19 protein-coding genes and 2 pseudogenes are annotated in these 20710 nt (G+C 70.9%); 13 read left to right on the plus strand and 8 right to left on the minus strand.

Annotated elements, in window-relative coordinates:
• The first annotated feature begins 12 nt into the window (after positions 1-12).
• Positions 13-993 (plus strand): cation diffusion facilitator family transporter, encoded by a 981-nt coding sequence (locus tag VHD82_RS19160; RefSeq protein ID WP_325705300.1) that lies wholly within the window; start codon positions 13-15, stop codon positions 991-993.
• A 62-nt stretch (positions 994-1055) separates the two neighbouring features.
• Positions 1056-2171, plus strand: a complete 1116-nt coding sequence (locus VHD82_RS19165) for an NAD(P)-dependent malic enzyme (protein WP_325705303.1) — start codon at positions 1056-1058, stop codon at positions 2169-2171.
• Here VHD82_RS19165 and VHD82_RS19170 read toward each other — a convergent pair.
• Positions 2168-3298, minus strand: coding sequence for a sigma-70 family RNA polymerase sigma factor (locus VHD82_RS19170; protein WP_325705305.1), 1131 nt, complete (start codon positions 3296-3298; stop codon positions 2168-2170). The genes VHD82_RS19165 and VHD82_RS19170 overlap by 4 nt on opposite strands.
• Before the next feature lie 303 nt (positions 3299-3601).
• Between VHD82_RS19170 and VHD82_RS19175 the strand changes: the two genes are divergently transcribed.
• Complete coding sequence (locus tag VHD82_RS19175; RefSeq protein ID WP_325705308.1) at positions 3602-3787, plus strand: hypothetical protein; 186 nt, start codon at positions 3602-3604, stop codon at positions 3785-3787.
• A 189-nt stretch (positions 3788-3976) separates the two neighbouring features.
• On the opposite strand, the gene VHD82_RS19180 is transcribed toward VHD82_RS19175, so the two are convergent.
• A complete protein-coding gene (locus VHD82_RS19180; RefSeq protein ID WP_325705311.1) occupies positions 3977-4447 on the minus strand; it encodes a hypothetical protein in 471 nt (156 codons plus the stop codon).
• 74 nt (positions 4448-4521) lie between these two features.
• Here VHD82_RS19180 and VHD82_RS19185 point away from each other — a divergent pair, with 74 nt between their 5' ends.
• The 5 genes from VHD82_RS19185 (at position 4522) to VHD82_RS19205 (ending at position 10106) form a co-directional block, all read left to right on the plus strand.
• Entirely contained in the window at positions 4522-6144 is a 1623-nt protein-coding gene (locus tag VHD82_RS19185; RefSeq protein WP_325705314.1) for a fatty acyl-AMP ligase, read from the plus strand.
• Positions 6137-6388, plus strand: a complete 252-nt coding sequence (locus VHD82_RS19190) for an acyl carrier protein (RefSeq protein ID WP_325705318.1) — start codon at positions 6137-6139, stop codon at positions 6386-6388. The genes VHD82_RS19185 and VHD82_RS19190 overlap by 8 nt, the downstream gene beginning before the upstream one ends.
• Before the next feature lie 87 nt (positions 6389-6475).
• Positions 6476-6787 carry a hypothetical protein gene (locus VHD82_RS19195; RefSeq protein ID WP_325705321.1) on the plus strand — a complete coding sequence of 104 codons (312 nt, stop codon included), beginning with the start codon at positions 6476-6478 and terminating at the stop codon, positions 6785-6787.
• Entirely contained in the window at positions 6787-9672 is a 2886-nt protein-coding gene (locus VHD82_RS19200) for a WXG100 family type VII secretion target (protein ID WP_325705323.1), read from the plus strand. Before VHD82_RS19195 ends, VHD82_RS19200 begins: the two co-directional genes overlap by 1 nt.
• Before the next feature lie 20 nt (positions 9673-9692).
• Positions 9693-10106 (plus strand): hypothetical protein, encoded by a 414-nt coding sequence (locus VHD82_RS19205; protein WP_325705326.1) that lies wholly within the window; start codon positions 9693-9695, stop codon positions 10104-10106.
• Between the two features lie 36 nt (positions 10107-10142).
• Here the strand turns inward: VHD82_RS19205 and VHD82_RS19210 are convergent, their stop codons facing one another.
• The 4 genes and pseudogenes from VHD82_RS19210 to VHD82_RS19225 all read right to left on the minus strand — a co-directional run.
• The gene (locus VHD82_RS19210; protein ID WP_325705329.1) at positions 10143-10469 is read right to left on the minus strand and encodes a putative quinol monooxygenase; all 327 of its coding nucleotides are present in this window, start codon (positions 10467-10469) and stop codon (positions 10143-10145) included.
• 130 nt (positions 10470-10599) lie between these two features.
• Positions 10600-11454 carry an NAD(P)H-hydrate dehydratase gene (locus tag VHD82_RS19215; RefSeq protein ID WP_325705332.1) on the minus strand — a complete coding sequence of 285 codons (855 nt, stop codon included), beginning with the start codon at positions 11452-11454 and terminating at the stop codon, positions 10600-10602.
• Entirely contained in the window at positions 11432-12160 is a 729-nt protein-coding gene (locus VHD82_RS19220; RefSeq protein ID WP_325705335.1) for a histidine phosphatase family protein, read from the minus strand. Before VHD82_RS19220 ends, VHD82_RS19215 begins: the two co-directional genes overlap by 23 nt.
• A 56-nt stretch (positions 12161-12216) precedes the next feature.
• Positions 12217-12395: pseudogene (locus VHD82_RS19225) on the minus strand (response regulator transcription factor); the annotation flags it as partial.
• Between the two features lie 145 nt (positions 12396-12540).
• On the opposite strand from VHD82_RS19225, the pseudogene VHD82_RS19230 reads away from it, so the two are divergent.
• A pseudogene (locus VHD82_RS19230) lies at positions 12541-13586 on the plus strand (NAD(P)-dependent alcohol dehydrogenase).
• On the opposite strand, the gene VHD82_RS19235 reads toward VHD82_RS19230, so the two are convergent.
• The gene (locus tag VHD82_RS19235) at positions 13573-14439 is read right to left on the minus strand and encodes a hypothetical protein (RefSeq protein ID WP_325705339.1); all 867 of its coding nucleotides are present in this window, start codon (positions 14437-14439) and stop codon (positions 13573-13575) included. The pseudogene VHD82_RS19230 and the gene VHD82_RS19235 sit on opposite strands and share 14 nt — an antisense overlap.
• Positions 14440-14756: 317 nt before the next feature.
• Between VHD82_RS19235 and VHD82_RS19240 the strand changes: the two genes are divergently transcribed.
• Together VHD82_RS19240 and VHD82_RS19245 are read left to right on the plus strand one after the other, a co-directional pair.
• Positions 14757-15710, plus strand: coding sequence for a 5-dehydro-4-deoxyglucarate dehydratase (locus VHD82_RS19240; protein WP_325705341.1), 954 nt, complete (start codon positions 14757-14759; stop codon positions 15708-15710).
• Positions 15711-15725: 15 nt separating this feature from the next.
• Positions 15726-17111, plus strand: a complete 1386-nt coding sequence (locus VHD82_RS19245; protein ID WP_325705343.1) for a sugar porter family MFS transporter — start codon at positions 15726-15728, stop codon at positions 17109-17111.
• A gap of 55 nt (positions 17112-17166) precedes the next feature.
• Here the strand turns inward: VHD82_RS19245 and VHD82_RS19250 are convergent, their stop codons facing one another.
• A complete protein-coding gene (locus VHD82_RS19250) occupies positions 17167-17574 on the minus strand; it encodes a VOC family protein (RefSeq protein WP_325705345.1) in 408 nt (135 codons plus the stop codon).
• 101 nt (positions 17575-17675) lie between these two features.
• Here VHD82_RS19250 and VHD82_RS19255 point away from each other — a divergent pair, with 101 nt between their 5' ends.
• Positions 17676-18494: an IclR family transcriptional regulator gene (locus tag VHD82_RS19255; protein ID WP_325705347.1), complete on the plus strand. Its 819-nt coding sequence runs from the start codon at positions 17676-17678 to the stop codon at positions 18492-18494.
• A gap of 682 nt (positions 18495-19176) precedes the next feature.
• Positions 19177-20694, plus strand: coding sequence for a sugar transferase (locus VHD82_RS19260; protein WP_325705348.1), 1518 nt, complete (start codon positions 19177-19179; stop codon positions 20692-20694).
• The last annotated feature ends 16 nt before the right edge of the window (positions 20695-20710 follow it).

Below are 20710 nucleotides of genomic sequence, written 5' to 3' on the forward strand. Positions count from 1 at the left end.
ACCCTGGCAACCGTGAACACGCAGAAGCGTCACCGGTCCCTGCGGCACGCCCTGACCCCGCACAGCCACGACAGCGCAGACCGGTTCGACTCCGCGCTGGAGGCCAGCCGGACCGGGATGCGCACGCTCGCCTGGTCGTTCGCGGTCCTGTTCGGCACCGCGCTCGTCCAGCTCGCGGTGGTGCTGCTGTCCGGTTCGGTCGCGCTGCTGGGCGACACCATCCATAACTTCGCCGACGCGCTGACCGCGTTGCCGGTCGGGATCGCGTTCGTGCTCGGCCGCCGTGCCGCCACCCGCCGCTACACCTACGGCCTCGGCCGGGCGGAGGATCTCGCCGGGGTGCTCGTGGTTCTGATCATCGCGGCCTCGGCGGTGGTGGCCGGGTACGAGGCGGTGCTCCGGCTGCTGCATCCGCAGCCGGTCGGGCAGCTGTGGGTCGTCGCGATCGCGGGCGCCGCCGGGTTCGCGGGCAACGAACTGGTCGCGCGGTGGCGGATCAGCGTCGGCCGCCGGATCGGCTCCGCTGCCCTCGTGGCCGACGGGCTGCACGCCCGCACCGACGGGTTCACGTCGCTGGCCGTGGTGGTGGGCGCAGGCGGGGTCGCGCTGGGATTCCCGGCCGCGGACCCGATCGTCGGACTCGGCATCACGGTCGCGATCCTGTTCGTCCTTCGCGACGCGGCCAGGGAGGTTTTCCGCAGGCTGATGGACGCGGTCGACCCGCACGCGGTGGAGCACGCGGAAAAGGCCGCGGCCGCCGTCCCCGGAGTGCTGGCGGCGCGGGAGGTCCGGATGCGCTGGATCGGGCACGCCCTGCGCGCCGAGCTGGCGGTCACCGTCGAGCAGACGCTCACGGTGGCGCAGGCACATCGCATCGCGCACGAGGTGGAGCACCGGCTGATGCACACCGTGCCGAGGCTGACCGCCGCGGTGGTGCACACCGAACCGGCGGCCGGCGCCGAAGCCGCGCACGCCATTCCGGCACACCACTGAGTGTATAACGACCTATACGGCGCGGCCGTTTACCGCTGGCGGTCCCGGGTAGCCGCGAGAACATGGGACACAGCCGCGGAAAGATCGAAACGGCCCTGCGGGTGGAGCTCGAGGACGCGGGCGACCTGTCCGAGCACTACACGCCCGGTGTCGCGGAAGTGGCGAAGCGGGTGGCCGAAGACCCGGAGGCGCTGCGCCGCGAAACGGTGCGGGCGAACTCGGTCGCGATCGTCTCCGACGGATCCGCCTTGCTGGGGCTGGGAGATCAGGGTCCCGCGGCGGCCTTGCCCGTGATGGAGGGCAAGGCCGCGCTGCTGAAACGGTTCGCCGACGTGGATGCGTGGCCGGTCTGCCCGCGGAGCCGCGAACCGGACGACCTCGTCCGCACGGTCCGCGATCTCGCCACCTCCTTCGGCACGATCAACCTGGAGGACATCGCCGCGCCACGCTGTTTCGAGGTCGAACGCCGGCTTCGCGACGAACTGGACGTGCCGGTCTTCCACGACGATCAGCACGGCACGGCCGTCGTGGTGCTCGCCGCGCTGCACAACGCCTTGTCGCTGACCGAGCGTGAACCGGCGGGCACGTCGGTGGTGATCTCGGGCGCGGGAGCGGCAGGCAGCGCGATCGCCCGCCTGTTGCTGGTGGCCGGTTACCGCGCCGAGGGGATCGTGGTCTGCGACAGCGGGGGAGCGCTGCACCCGGGGCGCGACCTCGACGGTGAGAAGAAATGGCTGGCCGAGCACACCAACACCGGTCACCGTGACGGACGCCTCAGCGAGGTCCTCGACGGCGCGGACGTGTTCATCGGGGTCAGCGCCGGTGGGCTGCTCGAAGGCGGCGACCTCGCCGGGATGGCCCGGCGGGCGATCGTGTTCGCCCTGGCCAACCCGGACCCGGAGGTGGATCCACGGGTGGCGGCCGGGCACGCGGAGATCGTGGCCACCGGCCGCGGCGATCATCCCAATCAGATCAACAATGTGCTCGTTTTTCCCGGGATGTTCCGCGGCCTGCTGGACGCGGGCGCCACGACCGTCACCGGCGACATCCTGCTCGCGGCCGCGCACGCGCTCGCCGAGGCTGTCGGCGACGGCCTCAGCGCCGACCGGATCGTGCCCAGCGTGTTCGACGAAGACCTCGTACCCGCCCTCGCCGCCGCCGTGGCCAAGGCGGCTTAGCGATGCGCCTTCGATGGGGTGGCGCGGTGTGAGCTCGCGACCGGATTCCCTTTGGGCGCGGCACGTTTACTGCTCGCGACCGCCTGGCCTGGCGCGCCGGCCCGTCCCCGACCGCCGTCCGATTTCCCCGGCTTGGCAGCCGGATTCCCCTCGGCGGCCTTGGTCGTGACCGGGGCCGCCGGTGTGGTGACCGGGGCGGGCGGCGCCGGTTGCGGTGGGATGTCCGCATCAGCGAGGGTGCGCGACTCCTGCACCGGCGGTCCGGCAGCGGTCAACGGCAGGGCAGGTGGTCCGGTCACGGTCAGCGCGGTGGCGATCGCGACGGCGGCCGCCTTCGACGCGTAGGCGCCCAGCGCCGTGAACTGGCCGGCGGCCGCGGGGATCGCGCTCATCCTGCGCAGCGAACCGTTGTCGCCGCTGAGCGACGCGGCCAGGTTCCGGCAGTCCGCGCAATCCCGCAGATGGCGCTCGAGCAGCCGCGTCTTGCGGGACGGCAACGCGCCCCGCAGCCACGGGCCCAGATGGCGCCGGGCCGCCGCGCAGCCGGGCGCTTTCCCCGGCGGCACCTGGCTTTGCAGGTACGCCTGGCGCAGCCCCTCGCGGGCGCGCAACCCCAGCGCCGCGACCGCACGGGGCGTGACTCCCATCAGCGGAGCCACTTTCGCGGGCGGGATGCCCTCGATCTCGGTGTACCAGAGCACGAGCCGCCAGCGTTCCGGCAGCTCCCAGAACGCCGACCACACCGTGCGTGACTCCCAGCGCCGCACCGCGAGCTCATCGAGCCCGCGGGGCCCGGCGGTGTCGGCCTGTTCGGGCATCTCGCCGTGCAGCTCCACCCGGCGATTGCGCTTGGTCCAGGAGTGCGCCAGGTTGCGGATCGTCACCAGCAGGTACGGGCGGAAGCTTTCGCTGGGGCCGTTGCCGCCCTGGATCGCGGCCAGTACGCGGGCGAATGCCTCCGACACCAGGTCTTCCCGTTCGGCGGCATCGACCGCCCACCGTCCGGCCGCCGCGCGCGCGTACGCGACGTGCCGCTCGAACATCAGCTCCGTCGCGCGCTGGTCACCGCGCCTGATCGAGTCCAGCAGGACGGCGTCCAGCGGGTGCTGCTCGGCACCGTCGGCCATACGCTCTCCGTTCCCGGGCACTCTCTGCTGCCGGGAACGGGACCGGGCGGAACCGGCAGCATTACGTGGTGGCCGCAGTGAAGCGGGTCACGTGACCCCCGAATCTTCGGGGCTAACCCGTCCGGGTGTCCACCCCCTTGCCGAGTCGTGATCCGGATCCGGGAAACCCGCCGCTGTTTCCGGCCGTTCTCCGGGCGAATTCACGCTGTGCGACGAGTCATCCGGTTTCCTGGGGTTGTTTTTCGCTCTGCCGGGTGGTCACGATGCCAGAAGCTTCAACGGGAACGCGGAGGGGAGACCGCCATGGCGAAGCATCGCATCGATGACGAGTCGAACAGGGGAAGATGGGGCGGGCCGGAGTTGCTCGCGCAGGACACCGGGCGTCCGGCCGGCCGGCATCGCGGCGGGCACGACCGCGGGAACGGCCAGGCCGGTGGCGGCGCCACGGCCGCGACGGCCGCCGAAATCCCGGCCGCGCGGCACGGCTGACCGACTGTCCGAAGTGGATCGGCCGGCGGTGAGCCTCCGGTAATCGGCTTCCTCCGGGATTTCGGGGGCCGGAGGAAGCCGGAATACGCGGTCCGCGACGGTACGCGGCACCGCCGGTCGCGAGTTCCGCCGCGCCTCCGGCGATCGAGTCGGGTGCGACCGTCGCCGGGGCGCGTGTGCTGCCGGTGATCAGCCGTTGGGCCGCTGGCCGCGATGGTAGCCGTGGCCGTCACCGTTGAAGCCCGGGCGCTGGTCGTGGACCTGGTGCTGGCCGCCGCCCGCGGTCGCGTGCCCGATGGCCCAGCCACCGGCCCCGCCGACGACGAACGCGGCGAACACGATCGCCGCCACCGCGACGCCCCGCCGCACCCGGCCCGCCCGAGCGGGATCCGGTGGCGGCGGCGGGTAGTAACCGGGGCCTCCGGCCGGGCCGAAAGCAGGCGGCGGTTGCTGTGCCGGGCCGGGCTGGGGTGTCGCGCCGGGTTCCGGTGCCGCGCTCGCCTGCTCGCCTTGCGGCGCCGTGCCTTCCGGCGCCGTGCCTTCTCGCGCCGCGCCGGTGGGCTGCGCGTCCGGGGAAGCCTGCTGCTCCGTCTCGTCCGGCCGCCGGCCGGGGTCGTTCTCCTGCACCCCCTCAGCGTGCGCATCCACACTGAACAGCACCCGTGGAAAGTCTGAAAGTTGCCTGTGGATCCCGCGACCCCGGTGGTGAGCGGGACGTCTCGTAGATTGCAGGCATGCAGAGCGTTCCGGAACAAGTGCTGCGCACGTCGATCGTGGAGCACCTGTTCTCCCGGGCGTCGGACCCGCGCCCGGTGTTCACGCATCAGGACTTTCCCGCCGGCACCGAGCACACGCTCACCTGGGCGGAACTGGTCGAACGCGTGCGGGTGGTTTCGGCGCGGCTGCGCGAGACCGCCGCGCCCGGCGACCGCGCCGCGATCGTCGCCGGGCAGGAACTGGCTTACCCCGTGGCGTTTTTCGCGGCGCTCGCGGCCGGGCTGGTCGCGGTGCCGCTGATGGACCCGGCCGGCCGCGCGCACCGGGCCCGCCTGACAAGCACTCTCGCCGACTGCGCCGCCGACGTCTGGCTGACGTCCGGCCGCGCGGCCGGACGGGTCCGTGAGTTCGGCACGCCGCGCGAGCTGGTCGTGGTGGACGAACTGGCCGGCCCCGGCATGGATCCGGTCGCGGTGGCACCGGAAACCCCGGCCTACCTGCAGTACACCTCCGGCTCCACCCGGGAACCGGCCGGTGCCGTGATCCCGCACCGGGCGATCGTCGCGAGCTGCTGGCAGGCGTCGCGGGCGTACGAAGTGGGGGAGGGCACCACGTGCGCCGGGTGGATCCCGTTCTTCCACGACATGGGTCTGATCCAATTGCTGTGCCTGCCCGTTTTCGCCGGCGCGCGTTCGGTTTTCATGGCGCCGGCCGAATTCGTGCGCCGGCCCGCACGGTGGCTGCGGCAGCTGTCGGACTATCCGGAGGTGTTCACCGCCGCCCCGAACTTCGCCTTCGATCTCGCGGCCGAGACCGTGCCCGGCGAAGGTCTGGACCTGTCCGGGGTGCGGATCGCCCTCAACGGCAGCGAGCCCGTCCGGCCGGAAACCGTCGAGAACTTCCGGGAAGCCTTCGGCCCCAGCGGGTTCCGCGCGGAGGCGCACCGCCCGTCCTACGGGCTCGCCGAAGCGACGGTGTACGTCTCCAGCGCCGGTCCGGAAGGACCGACGATCACCGCGTTCGACCGCGAAGCGCTGGCCAAGGGCGAAGCGGTGGAAGCCGCCGGCGGGCAGCGAATGGTTTCGGTCGGCAGGCCCGTCGGGCAGCTCGTCCGCATCGTCCGGGACGGAAAAGCCCAGGCCGACGGGGTGGTGGGGGAGATCTGGGTGCACGGCCCGCACGTCGCGGCCGGGTACTGGCGGCGCGCGGACGACGCGTTCGGCGGCGTGCTCGACGGGCTCACCGGCTGGCTGCGTACCGGTGATCTCGGCGTGCTGCACGGCGGGCAGCTCTACCTGACCGGCCGGATCAAGGACCTCATCGTGCTGGACGGCCGCAACCACTATCCCCAGGACATCGAGGCGACGGCGGCCGAGGCGCATCCGGCCATCCGCCGGGACCGCGTGGCCGCGTTCGGTATTTCCGACGAGCGCGGGGAAGGTGCCGTCGTGGTCGCGGAATGGAACGAGGCAACCCAGGCCAGGGATGTCACACGGGCCGTGCTCCGCGCCGTCACCGCCGCGCACGAGGTGACTCTGCGCGCGGTGCGGCTCGTGGCACCGGGCGAACTTCCCCGTACCTCCAGTGGCAAGGTCGCACGCTCGGCCGCGCGGGCACAGTATGGTGACGGCCGTGGGTGAGCACATTCCCGAGGTGCGGCAGATCGTGAGCGACACCTTCCGGCTCGATCCCGCGCTCGTCGAGGACGACACCCCGCTGGAAGAGCTGGGCATCGACTCCAAGGGCAGGATCCGGCTGCTGGCGGCGCTGGAGATCTACTACGAGATCACCATCGACCTCGACAAACGCGATCAGCTCACCGACATCGGCGCGGTGGCGGGGCTGCTGGCCGACGCGCTGGCGGCGAAACAGGGCGGCGGTTGATCAACTCCGTTGCACTAGCAACGGCACCGGAGGCCACCCCAGGGCGTCCCACCGGTGTCCGACGGATCCGACAAGGGGGCTTGCACCATGAGCGGCGGGTACACCGCGAGCACCGACGCGATGGCGACTGCGTCGAAGACGATCACACATCTGGCCGAGGACCTGCCGGACCAGAACCCCGATCTGTCGAGTACGCCCATCACGGCGGACGGGTTCGGGCGCGCGCACGGGGCCCACGCGGACAAGTACACCGCCGGCGTCCAGGCGCTGTGGGACTCGGTGACCGGCTACTGCCAGACGCTGAGCACCTACGGCACGAACATCGGCACCAGCGGCACCACGTACGGCCAGAACGAGGACACGCAGTCCGGCGCGATCACGAATGCGGGGACCCTGTAATGGCCGAGACCACCTGGGCCGACGTCAAGAAGCTGCTCGACGACCCGTCGGTGCCGGCGGACAAGAAGACCGCGCTGATCAGTGCCTGGGAATACGGGGGCGGCGATCAGGGCGGCGCCGACCAGGACGAGGTCGGCAAGTACGTCAAGGCCTACCACGCCGACCCGTTCGCGGGCGGCTCGCTCGACGACGCGTACCAGGACGCGAAGAAGGCCGGTGACCAGGCCGGCTACAACGAGAACCAGCAGACGAAGGCCGTCGACGACGGTAAGACCCAGCTCGGGGACAAGCAGCCTCCCGCGGCGGGCGGAACCGGCACCAAGACCTCCGACGAGCTGTTCGACGCCGCCGCGCCCGCGCTGAAGGTGTTCGAGACCTTCGGCTCGCTGCTGGCCAAGATCCCGGACGACTGCCGCGGCAACACCCGCCCGCTCGACCTCGACAAGGACGTGCGCAGCCGGTTCGACGAGCAGCGCGGGATCAGCTTCGAGAACTTCCTCGCCGACGCCGACCACTTCAAGACCGGGTCCACCACACTGGACCAGACCATCTCCGACACCGGTACGGCGCTCAGTTCGCTGTTCGTGAGCTGGACCGGCTCGGGCGCCGACGCGGCTTCGGACAACTACAACGACAAGATCCTGCCCAAGGCCAACAAACTGGTGCAGACACTGGAGACCGTGAGCGAGGCGACGACCACCGCCGCCACCACCGTTTTCCAGCTGTGCAAGAACAAGGCCGACGCGGTCATGCAGCTCTACAGCGACCAGGTGGGCAAGGCCGACTACACGATGGCGCAGAAGGTCGTGGCGGTCGCGACCGGTGAGCACGGCAGCAAGGACGATCTCGCCCAGATCGCCGGCTGGATGGACGTGAACTTCGGCACCAACCTCGTCGGCACCCTCGACGACGACGGCTGCTGCGATGACGACGACATCCAGCGGGAAGGCCAGAACCTGGCCAAGCAGTGGATCCAGAACCAGTTCAACCCGGATATGTGGGACCGGATCTGGACGAGCTTCGACAAGTCCTGTAAGGACGCGAAGGAACTCGTCGACAAGGCCTATGACGCGCTGGACAAGGTCATGGGCAAGGTACAGAACGAGTTCACCGGCACCGGCGATTCGGGCAGTGGTTCGGGTTCGGGCAGCGGGTCCGGTTCGGGCAGTGGTTCGGGCACGGGCTCCGGCGCGGATTCGGGCAGTGGTTCGGGGTCCGGGTCCGGCGAGGGTTCCGGGTCCGGCGCGGGTTCCGGTCCGGGCAGTGGCTCGGGGTCCGGTCCGGACTCCGGTTCCGGCTCGGGGAGTGGTTCGGGCAGCGGCAGTCATGTGCCGGGCGGTTCCGGAACGACGGGCTCCGGCGACACCACGGACACCGCCGGCTCCGGCACGGATCCGGAGTCGGACGTGACGGCATCCCCGGGGGACTCCGGCTCCGGGGCAGGCTCCGGGGCAGGCTCGGGTTCCGGGTCGTCGGGGGTGGACTCGTCCGCGGCGGAGGCGGCGAAGGAACAGGCCGCGAACGCGCTCAACTCCTATACGGGCGACCCGATCCAGACCGACTCGGGCGCCGGCCCGGATTCCGGCAGCGGTTCGGGCGGCAGTGGTTCCGGCAGCGGCGGTTCGGACCTCGGCGGGTCCGGCAGCGCCGGTTCGGGCAGCGGGTCCGGCAGTGGCAGTGGTTCGGGCAGTGGCTCGGGCAGTGGTTCGTCCGCCACCGGCCCTTCGGCGGATCTCGAAGCCGCGAAACAGAAGGCGCAGGACGCGCTCAACTCCGCGAGCGGCGCCCTCGGTGCCAGCCCGGGTGGTTCGGGCTCCGGCAGTTCGCTCGGCGGCACGGATTCGCTGGGCGGCACGGATTCGCTGGGTGACACGGGTTCCTCCGGTGACACCGGCTCGTCCGGTGCCGACTCCTCGGCCGGCCTGGACGCGGCGAAGCAGAAGGCGCAGGCCGCCCTCGACTCGGCGAACGACGCGCTCGGCGGCGGTTCCCTCAAGGGCGACACCGGCAGTGGCGAATCGGCCGGCAGTGACGACCCGGAGACGCTGAAGGTCGAGCAGGGCGGCAAGACCTTCGAGATGACCGAGCCGGACACCGACGGCGCGATGGACATCAAGGTCGACAGCGGCGCCGGGGATCTCAAGGACTACAAGCTCGACTGGTCCGGCAGCCAGGACGGCGCCGGCACGGACGGGCAGCCGGGCGCCGACGGGTCGTACACGCCCGGTGCCGACGGCAAGATCCACATCCAGGACGGCGACCTCAAGATCACCGCGGAACGGCCCGACGGGGTGGACGGCCCCACCAAGGTCACCGTCGACGACGGCAGCGGCACGCCGGCGACGTACACCTTGGGCGACTCGCACGGCTCCTCCGCCGCGGATTCGCTGGAGCCCGCCGGGCTGGGCGACTCGGCCAGCCTGTCCGGCAACCTGGGTGACGTGTCGTCCGCGGTGCCGGATCCGGGCAGCGGCACCGGGGATTCCTCCGGTTTCGCCGGGGACGACCCGACCGGTTCGAGCTTCAGCGCCGGTGACCTGGCCGGTGGCGGTGGCGGGGGCGCCGGCCTGACGGGTGTCGGTGCCGGTCCGGCCGTCGACGGCACCTCGATGGCCAACGGCGCACAGACCGGTGGCGTGGCGGCCCAGGCCCCGGCCGCCGTGCCGGTTGCCGCCCCGGCCGCCGCCGCGACCGGCACCACCGGGTTCTCCGGGATGGGCGCCATGTCCGGGATGGGCGGCGGCGCCGGTGGCGGGGAGAACCAGGAGCGCAGCTCGCGGGCGTACCGGATCGACGGCAACATCTTCAGCGACGCCGAGAAGCCGGGCCCGCGCATCATCGGCTCACTGGACGACGAGGATCGGCCTGCCAGGAAACGGCGCTAGGCCGCGACGGAGAGGAAGACATGGTCTCCGAGGAGATCCAGCGGCTGCGGGCCACGATGGACGGGCTCGTCCGGGAACAGACCGACCGGCAGGCGCTGCGCGAACGCCAGGGCGAGGAGATCAAGGCCCGCGCCCAGGAGTACATGACCAAACAGGTGCAGGCGGCCGAGCGGTACGTGCAGCTGCGGCGTGAGCTGGGCAAGCAGGAAGCCGGCGATCCGGAGGACGCCGAACTCGACGCCTTCGCCGAGCCGGAGGACTTCGCGGAGCAGGAGGACTTCGCGGAGCACGAGCCGCCGCCCGCAGCGCCGCCACCGCCCCCGGTGCAGCCGCCGGCCGCCGTGCAGCCCACGCGCACCCCGCGGCGCCGTGCCGCGCGGGAAGTCGAGGATGACGACGACGACTTCCTCAACAACCGGTGGCGCGAGGAGTGAGAGCGGGCCGCGCGATGGCGCACGGCCCGCGCCGGGTCAGCGGTCCACGGCCATCTCGCCCAGCTCCGACCAGTCATCCTGCGGAACCTCGAAGTTGACGATCCGCGGGGTCTCGGCCAGGTATGGCGGCAGGGTCCGCTGCGCCTGCTTGAAATGCTCGGACTGCACGTGCGCGCCACCGGCGTCCCCGTCACGGAACGCTTCGACCAGGACGTACTCGGACGCGTCTTCCACGCTGCGGGACCAGTCGAACCACAGGCAGCCCTCCTCGGCGCGGGTGGCGAGGGTGAACTCGCGGGCGATGGCGGGCCAGTCGTCGGCGTGTTCCGGGCGGACGCGGAATTTCGCGGTGATGAAAATCATCCGTCCACGGTAGCCCGTGGCGCCGCCCCTGGCGAAATACGGCGACTGTCCGATGTGGATGGTCAGGCCGCGCCGAGCCCGCGAAGGTCCACAGTGGACGAAGAAACCGCGCTGCCCGGGCGCGCGCGGCTCAGGACAGTTCCGCGATCACCGCGCCCGCCTCGTCCAGCAGGTCGCGGGCCAGCAGGCCGGTCAGGCCCGTCCGCGGGATCAGCCGCTGCCCGGCCGTCCCGTGCACGTAGGTGGCCCAGCACGCCGCTTGCGCGGGTTCGGCCCCGCGCGCGAGGAAACCGCCGATCATCCCGGCCAGCACATCCCCGCTCCCGGACGTGGCCAGCCCGATGTGCCCGCTGCCGTCGAGCCACAACTCGCCGTCCGGGGTGGCGATCGCGCCCATCAGCGTGACCACGGCGCCGTAGCGGGCGGCGATGTCGAGCGCCGCCCGCTGGTCGTCGTCGATCGTCCGGTCCAGGAGGAATCCGGCCTCGGTGCGGTTCGGGGTGAGCACCACCTGGCCCGCCCAGGGTTTGACCAGTCCGGGCTCCTTGCTCAGCGCGCCCAGCGCGTAGGCGTCCAGGACCAGCCGGGCGTCGTCGGGAACGAGCGGGAGCAGGCGTGAGAGCAGGGCCCGTGTCTCGTCCACGTCGGTCAGGCCCGGGCCGATCACCAGTGCCCGCACCTTGTCGAGCCTGCCGTCCAGCACGTCGGCGGCGTCCGGCGAAATGGCGCCGCCGGGGGTTTCCGGCAGACCCAGTACCGACGCCTCCGGCACCGCGAGCCCGAGCGAGGAAGCGTGCCGTTCGCTCGTCGCCAGTTGCAGCGTGCCCGCGCCCGCCCGCAGCGCGGCGGTGCCGGTCAGCAGTACGGCGCCGGGCACGGTCCGCGCGCCGCCGAGCACGAGCACGGTCTGGCGGTCGTCGGTGCCGACCGGAAACCGGCGCAGGAAGGCCGGGCTGATCGCGTTACGGGAGGGAGACGGCGGCATCGTCGTTCTCCGTCGGTGGGGTGCCCGCGCTGTGCAGATGTGCCGTGTCCTGCTTGACGTGCAGGCGGTACCGGGAATCCCCGACGTGCTCCCAGCCGGTGATCGACGCGTTCGGCACGACGGTGCGGGCGGCGGCCGCCAGCAGTTCCGGTTCGGGGAGGCGTTCGAGCAGGTAGCGCAGCGAGAAAACGGTCATCTCATGCGCGACGAGCAGCACCCGGCCGTCGTCGCGCTGCAGGTCGGACAACAGCGACCGGACGCGCAGCACCACGTCGGCCCAGGACTCGCCGCCGGGCGGGCGGTAGTAGAACTTGCCGTGCCGTTGCTTGCGGCGCAGCTCGTCGGGCCAGCGCTCACGCACCCCGTGCGAAGTCAACAGGTCCAGCACCCCCAGCTCCCGGTCGCGCAGCCGCTCGTCGAGCACCGGCTCCGGCGGCACGTCCGCGCCGAGCCGTGCCGCCTCGGCCAGCGCGATGCGTGCCGTGTCCGCCGCCCGCAGGTACGGCGAGCTCACCACCAGGCACGACGGGCGCTCCGCAAGCCAGGCACCGGCCGCTTTGGCCTGCTCCCGGCCGAGCTCGGTGAGCGGCACGTCCGCGTCGCGTTCCGGGATGTCGATCACCTCGCGCGCTTCGTTCTCGGCTGTCTCTCGCGCGACGTTGCCCGTGCTCTGACCGTGGCGCAGCAGTCCTATCCAAGCTCTCACCGCACGGGACTACCCCGGCACGCGTGATCGCAAAAGCGGGGATACCGGACGCGGTAGCCGATAGCGGGCCGGCGTGCCCGGTCCCACGCCTTCTCCAGCAGGAGCTCCGCCGACACGGTGGCTCCGCCGGTGCGGCGAACTCCTTTTTGGACGGTGGAACGAACCGGCCTTCACCGAACACCTCGTGCCGGGCGGGATCGAGTGTGATCCCGGCCCGGCAAAGCACCGGCGGCGCGGTGCCGGCGAGCATCGGTTCGTCCTCGGCCACCGGTCGCCGCGTGTCCCGATCATGCCGGGCAGCCGACTCCCGGCGCGCGAACCCGGGTGGCGCCGGGGCACACTCTGGTTCGGGAGCGTACTGAGCCAGGGGAGTCGTGCCGATGAAAGCCTTGCGGTTGCAGCAATGGAAGTCCGATCCGGTGCTCGCCGAGGTGCCGCGGCCGGAACCGGGCCCGGGGCAGGTGGTGATCCGCGTCGGGGGAGCGGGCGCCTGCCATTCCGATCTGCACGTGATGCGCGAGTTCGAGCCGGGCCAGATGCCGTGGCGGCTGCCGTTCACGCTGGGACACGAGAACGCCGGCTGGGTGGACTCGCTCGGTGAAGGCGTCGTCGGCCTGGACGCCGGGCAGCCGGTCGCGGTGTATGGGCCGTGGGGGTGCGGGGCCTGCCGGCGTTGCCTGCTGGGCATGGAAACCTATTGCGAGAACCCGGACGACGCGCCGGTGCCCGCCGGCGGTGGCGGGCTGGGCCTGGACGGCGGGATGGCCGAGTACATGCGCGTGCCCGCCGCCCGGCACATCGTCCCGCTGCCCGACGGACTGGAGCCCGCCGTCGCCGCGCCGCTCACCGACGCGGTCCTGACGCCGTATCACGCGGTGCGCCGGTCCTGGCCGAACTGGCGCCGGGCAACACCGCGGTGGTGATCGGCATCGGCGGGCTGGGGCATATGGCCGTGCAGATCCTCAAGGCCACGACGGCCGCGCGGGTGATCGCCGTGGACAGCAGGCCCGAAGCGCTGGAAGTGGCCACGGCTCACGGCGCGGACCTGACGCTGCTCTCAGGCGAGCAGACCGCGGCCGAGATCCGCAAGGCGACCGGCGGGCGTGGCGCGGACGCGATCTTCGACTGCGTCGGCAACGACAGGACCATCTCCACCGGTCTCGCGGCCGGCCGGATGATGGGCGATTTCACGATCATCGGGATCGGCGGTGGCACCGCGCCGGTCGGGTTCTTCTCGGTGCCGTACGAGTATTCCGTGCAGACGACGTACTGGGGCAGCAGGCCGGAACTGGTGGAGGTGCTCGACCTGGCCGCGCGCGGCCTGATCCGCGCCGCCACCACGGTCTTCTCCCTCGACGACGCCGTGGAGGCCTACCACCGCCTGGAAAAGGGTCAGCTGACCGGTCGGGCGGTCATCGTTCCCTGAGCGTCTCGTCGGCGGCCTTGATCTCGGCGACCGCGTGTTGCAACACGCGCGTCTCGCTGTCGTCCAGTTCCCTGGTGAGTCCGTCAGGACCCCTGCCGAAAGCGAGGTCGAGCCGCTCGCGCGCGAGCACTTCGAGGACATCCGGCACCCCGGTGCCGAGCAGCCCTTCGATCAGCGGGCAGGCCCAGTCGGGGTACGGGAAGGTCTTGTGCAGCGCGCGGGCCTCGGCCCAGATCTGCCGGACCCGGCTGGGACTCTCGTGGTGGGCGGCGTGAAACAGCAGCCGGCACCAGCCGATGTCGATGCGGTCGCCGTTCCCGGTGAACTCGCCCCACCGCTCGGTCTCGGCCACCTCGCGGAACAGGGCCAGCCCCTCGGCTTGCGCACCGGACCCGTACAACTCGTGCGCCCGCTGCAGTTTGTCGTCGAGCAGCCCGCGCGGGGTGGAGCCGTGCTCGATGACGTACTCGTCCATCTCGATCGACTCGGCCGCCACATTGCTCAGCCTGTCGGCGAAATCCCGGAGCTCGCCCGTCGCCGCACGGTCGAGCCCGTGCTTTTCCGCTTCGTCCAGAAACCTATGGGCTCGCTCGATGCGTGCGTAGATCTCTTCGCCGTCGAAGTACCAGATCTCGTCGAGGCACCCCTGCGCGGCGGCCAGTGCCACCGCGCCGCGCAGTTCCGCGGGTACCTTCCCGGCCGTGAGACAGTCGGCGATCGCATCGACCGCGTCCAGCTCGCCCACTTCGGCCGCCGAGGCCCCGTCCGGGCCGAATAACGCGGCCAGCTCCGGCGGCAACCGCTCCGCCGTGAGCAGGGCGGCGACCTCGGCGGGAAGCGACGGGGTGTCCATCCGTCTCCTCGGGATTGTTGAACAACGTCCGCCCGCACCGTACGGCACCGAGGTCGGCGCTGTCCGCGCCTTCGCGAACTTCGAGATCCTGGAGTACAAACCCGGCCGGAGCGGCCGGGTCGGGGCATCGAGATCGACGAGGACGCCCTGTGACCCCCTCCGCGGCAGCCGGAAACCAGGATGGCGCGGGCAAAACCGTTGACTTGTGACCGCTATCACCCTTACTATCCCGCTCAGGCGTTCGCATTCATGAACGAATGCAAAAGAGAGTGCATCGTTCAGATATGTGAACATCGACTTGAGGGAGCGGACACTGGATGGCGCGGCTCGGACTCGACGGCCTGCTGGCATTCCCCCTGACCCCGTTCGCCGACGACCTGGCGGTCAACCTCGACGCCTTCGCCGAACACGTGGACAGCCACGTCGACGCCGGTGCCGCGGCGCTGTTCGTCGCCTGCGGCACCGGCGAGTTCAGCTCGCTCGCGCCGGACGAGCTGGCGGCGCTGCTGCGCACGGCGCGGGAAACGGTGGCCGGCCGGGTGCCGGTCTGGGCCGGTGCGGGCGGCGGCGCCGCGACGGCGAGGGCCGGGATCGCCGCGGCCGAGGCCGGCGGCGCGGACGGCGTGCTGCTCCTGCCGCCGTACCTCGTTTCCGGTCCGCAGCAAGGACTTGTCGACCACGTGCGGTTCGCGATCGGCGACACGTCGATCCCGGTGATCGTCTACCACCGCACGCCCGGTGTGCTCACCGCCGTGTCCGCGCGGGCGCTGCTGGAGATTCCGTCCGTCGCGGGCATCAAGGACGGCTACGGCGACGTGGACCTGATGACCCGCATCGTCACCGGAATCCGCTCGGCGGACAGCGAGCGGGCGCGGGATTTCATGTTCTTCAACGGATTGCCGACCGCGGAGGTCTCGGCGCAGGCGTACTCCGCGATCGGTGTCGCACGTTATTCCTCGGCCGTGCACTGTTTCGCGCCGGAGATCGCGCACCGGTTCCATCGCGCGCTGGCCGACGGCGACCAGGCCGTGATGGCCGCGCTACTCGAAGGTTTCTACCTCCCTTTCGTTGCCCTGCGCGACGAAACGCCGGGGTTCGCCGTCTCGCTCGTCAAGGCCGCGGCCCGCCTGCGCGGCGACAAGGTGGGCCCGGTGCGGCCACCGCTGGGGGAGCCGACGGCCGGGCAGCTCGGCCGGCTGGAACAGATCGTCGACCACGGATTCGCCGTGCTCAAGGAAACCGGAACTCCCGTCCCCAACGGCAGAAAGTAGAGAGGCGGCTCGGCAATGACGCGGACAGCGCCTTCGCGGCGGAATATCAGCAGGACCACGTTGTACTTCTTCGGGGCACTCGGCGGCATCCTGTTCGGCTACGACCTCGGGGTCATCTCCGGCGCGCTGCCCTTCATCACCAAACTCTGGTCACTGTCCAGCTGGGACAAGGGCGTGATCACCGCCAGCATCTCGGTCGGCGCGGTGATCGGCGCGATCTTCTCGCCGCGGGGCAACGAAGCACTCGGCAGGCGGCGCACCATCATGTCGGCGGCGGTCATCGTCGTGCTCGGCACACTCGCCGCCACGTTCTCGCCCACGTTCACGATGCTGGTGATCTCCCGGCTGGTCATCGGGGTCGGCATCGGGTTCTCCTCGTCGACCGTGCCGACGTACCTCTCCGAGCTGGCTCCGGCGAGACTGCGCGGCGCGATGGGCGCGCTCAACCAGATCTTCATCGTGCTCGGCATCCTGATCGCGTTCCTGGTGAGCTACGGGCTCGGCTCGTCGTCGAACTGGCGGCTCATGTTCGCCTGCGCGATCGTGCCCGCGGTGATCCTGTTCTTCGGCCTGATCGCGCTGCCGGAGACCCCGCGCTGGCTGCTCAGCCGCGGCCGCGAGGAAGAGGCCCGCGCGGTCCTGGTCAGCTCGCACGGCAGCACCGATGTGGACGGCGAACTGAACAGCATCCGTGAGGTGATCCGGCTGGACACCGAGAAGAAGGGCCGCATCCGTGACCTGTGGGCGCCGTGGGTGCGCCCGATGCTGTTCGTCGCCGTGCTGCTCGCCGCCGGTCAGCAGTTCAGCGGGGTCAACGCGGTCAACGCCTACTTCCCGACGATGCTGATCGGACTGGGCTTCGCCACCCAGGCCGCGCTGCTGTCCGGCGTGCTGCTGGGCGTGACGAAGTTCCTGTTCACCGCGTGGGTGGTGTTCGTCGTCGACCGCTGGGGCCGCAAACCGCTGCTGCTGATCGGCAACGCGATCATGGTGCTCACCCTGATCGGCGCCGCGCTCTCGGTGTACAACGTGCACGACACCGCCACCCTCGGCGTGCTCATGCTCGTGATGATGGTGCTGTACCTGGTCGGCTACGAGCTGGGCTGGGGCGCCGTGGTGTGGGTGATGATGTCCGAGGTGTTCCCGCTGCGGGAACGCGCCGCCGGGATGGGCGTCGCCAGCGTCGTGCTGTGGGCGTCGACCGGCATCATCACCGCGGTGTTCCCGCTCATGTCCGACCCGAAGGCACTGGGGCTGGGCGGTTCGATGCTCGTGTTCGCCGGGGTCAACGTGGTGCTGTTCGCGCTGACCAGGTGGCTGGTGCCCGAGACCAAGGGCCGCAGCCTGGAAGAGATCGAGCTGGACTTGCGCGCCCGCACGCCGTTGCGCGCGAAGGCCTGACACAGCGGGAAGGAGCGGTGGCGACCGGACCGGTCGCCGCCGCTGTCTTTCGTGCTCAGCCGCGGCTCAGGACTTCCTGGACCAGCCAGCCGTTGCCGTCGGGATCGCTGAAGGAGAAGTAGGTGCCGTAGTCCCGCCGCTGTGGGTCGTACCCCGGCTGCTGGCCGGCTTCGGTGAAGTGGAAGATCTCCGCGGCGTCCACGCCCCGGCCGGTCAGCTCGGCGCGCGCGGCGTCGATGTCCGGCACCACCAGGTGCAGGCCCTGCACCGAACCCGCGGCTTCGTCGTTGCGCATCAACGTGACCGAGCAGGCCGATCCCGGCGGCGTCAGCTGCACCACGCGGAACGACTCGCCCGCGCTGAAGTCCACGTCGAGCCCGAACCCGGCGCGCTCGACGTAGAACGCCTTCGCCCGGTCCACGTCGGCCACTGGTAGCACGATGACCTCGAGTTTCCAGTCCATCAGGTCTTCCTCCCCGGCGGCAACGGGTTTCCCCTGCCGCGCGACGGCGCGAAGCGGTAATATCCGAAACGCTCACTCTGTCTACTGAAACGAGGTGAGTCGTGCCCGCGGACCGCAGCCAGGACCCCGAGGACGCCGGAGGCTTCGCCGAAGATCGCGACTACTCACTGCGTGCGGTCGACAGAGTCTGCGCCATCCTCGATCTGCTGCAGCAGTCGGTGGACGGTATCAGTCTCAACACCGTGGTCGACGCCACCGGGATGCCGAAGTCCTCGGCCTACCGGTACCTGTGGACGCTCGAACAGCACCGCTACGTCGAGCGTGACGACGAGAGCGGGCTCTTCCGGCTGGGGCTGGGTTTTCTCGGTATGCAGTCGCGGCACCTGGAGCTGCTGCGCGAATGCGCCCGGCCGTGGCTGGAGAAACTGCGCGACGAGTTCGGCGAGACGGCGAACCTCGGAGTGCTCGACAGCGACCGGATCATCTACGTGGACATCATCGAGAGCCGCCGCGGGGTGCGCCTCGCGGCCTCGCGCGGAGACCGGGACCCGTTGCACTCCACCGCGATCGGCAAGGCGATCGCCGCGCATCTCGCCGAGGACAGGGTGCGCGACGTGCTCGACCGCTCCGGGATGCCGCGCCGCAGCGCGAACACCATCACCTCGATCGAGGAGTACCTCGCCGAGCTGGACAACGTGCGCAGCCTCGGTTATGCGGTCGACAACCTGGAGAACGAGGCCGATGGCCGTTGCGTCGCCGTGCCACTGCTGGGCACCAGCGTCCCGGCGGCGATCAGCCTGAGCGCCCCGGCCGCGCGGTTCCCGGCCAAGGACGTCGGCAAGGCGGCGAAGGCGCTGCTGGATGTGGCCACGCAGATCGTGTCGCGCCCCCGTGCCCGGAACGACGACGACGCGGCTTGAGGGTGGGGCGCGGGCTGCCCCGGGAGTCGGGTCTCGTCCTGGAGCCTGCCTGCCCGGCGAGGGCTCGTTTTTCCTTGCGCTGCAAGGGGTTGCGTAGCGACAGGAGCGGACGCGTGGCCGCGCCACCGCACCCGAGGGTGGGGGTGGCCCGGGTCGGGTCGCCCGGTGGCGGTTTCGCGGTGCGGAAAGAGTGGAATGGAACCCCGGCGCTCAGGGAGGGCGGATCCGCGCCGGGGTTCCCGACGGCCGGCTGCGGGAGTCAATGGCTAAAGAGGCACACACATCCGGCGGTCCTGACGGCGCATCGTGGCGCCGACATCCTTATCGTCACGGCTGCCGGGCCCGCACACAATGCTCCATTCAGGTGAGAACGAAACGCGTATTCCACCTGTCGGCACCGCTGGAGATCGGTGATAGATTTACCGGCTACATTCCGTAGTTGTTTGGAGTTCGGTAACGAGGGGTCCAGTACGCCTCCCGTGATCGGCCCGTTGCCGTTTCGTAGCGCGTTATTGCCGCCTTGCCAGGGGAACCCGCTGTAACGCCACCGCAAAAAGGACCGATTCCACGGCAGGTGCGGTCTCGGACGGGGACGGGAGCGCACAGCCCTGATAATCACTCAGGGTAGCAGTGCGGCATGTTGGGACGCGCTGGTTCGCACAACCGGACGGGTGGAGGTCGGATGGAAGAGCCGGTGCGCAAGCCGTTTCCGGGCGGAGACTCGGTACTGGGGATCGACCTGCGCCGGATGCCGGGCAGGCCGAGGCGGGCCCTGCACGCGATCGGCCCGGACGGCAAGGCGCCACCACGCGCGTCGTCCACGGCGTGGGAGCACAAGTACCGCGCGTGGGTGATCGGATGTGACGTTTTCGCCACGCTTCTGGTCATCTGCGCCGCAGCGCTGATCATCCTGGAAATCACCGGGCGGCCGTACTTCCTGCACGCCTCGGGCACCGCCGCCGCGATCCTGGTGACGCTCCCGCTGAACCGCGCGTGGAACAGGCACGTGCTCGGCGAGGGCGCGGAGGAGTTCCGGCGGCTGGGCCGCGGGCTGATCGTCGCCGCCGTGATGGTGGCGATGGCCGGGCTGGTGTTCGACGCGCTGGACGTGCAGCCGTGGGTGTTCGTGGCCGTGCCACTGGTCGGGATCATCGCGGTGCCGCAGCGGTACGCGCTGCGCCGGATCCTGCATCACGCCCGCAACAACAACGGCACCTGCATGCTGCCGGTGATGGCGGCCGGTGACCCGGACACGGTGCGGGACCTGATCGACCGCACCCGCGCGGACGCGCACGTCGGCTGGCGGGTCGAGGCGGTGTGCACGGCGAGCGGCGCCGGTGAGGTCGGCGGGATTCCCGTCGCCGGGCGGCTGCACGAGGTCGCGGATCAGGTGCACCGCGGCGGTTACCGCGTGGTCGCGGTGACAGCGGATCCGTACTGGTCGCCCCGGCGGCTGCAGCAATTGGCGTGGGATCTGGAGGGCACCGGCGCGGATCTCGTGGTGGCGCCGGTGCTGATGGAGGTCGCGGGCCCGCGGCTGAACGTCTCCGGGGTGCTCGGCATGCCGCTGCTGCGCGTCAGCGCGCCGGCGTTCACCGGCGGCCGGCGGATGGTCAAGGAGGCCTTCGACCGGACGGTCGCGGCGGCGGGGATAGCGTTGATCTCCCCGGTGCTGCTGACGATCGCGCTGCTGATCAAGCTCGGCGACCGGGGCCCGGTGTTCTACCGGCAGCGCCGGATCGGCCGGGACGGGCGGTCGTTCATGATGATCAAGTTCCGCACCATGGTCGTGGACGCCGACAAGATCCGCGGCGAGCTGCTGGCCGCGAACGAGGGCTCGGGGCCGCTGTTCAAACTGCGCCGCGACCCGCGTGTCACGCGGGTGGGCATGGTGCTGCGCCGGTATTCCCTCGACGAGCTGCCGCAGCTGTTCAACGTGCTCACCGGCACGATGTCGCTCGTCGGCCCGCGGCCACCGCTGCCGGAGGAGACCGAGGGCTACGACGGCACCACCCAGCGGCGGCTGCTGGTGAAGCCGGGGATCACCGGGCTCTGGCAGGTCAGCGGGCGCAGCGACCTGAGCTGGGAGGAAAGCGTGCGGCTGGACCTGCGGTATGTGGAGGACTGGTCGCTGGCGCTGGACATGGCGATCCTGTGGAAGACCGCGCGGGCGGTCGTCGGCGGGCGCGGGGCGTACTGAACCCCCGGGATAACCT

This window comes from Amycolatopsis sp. (assembly GCF_035546795.1).
Taxonomy (GTDB): Bacteria; Actinomycetota; Actinomycetes; order Mycobacteriales; family Pseudonocardiaceae; genus Amycolatopsis_E.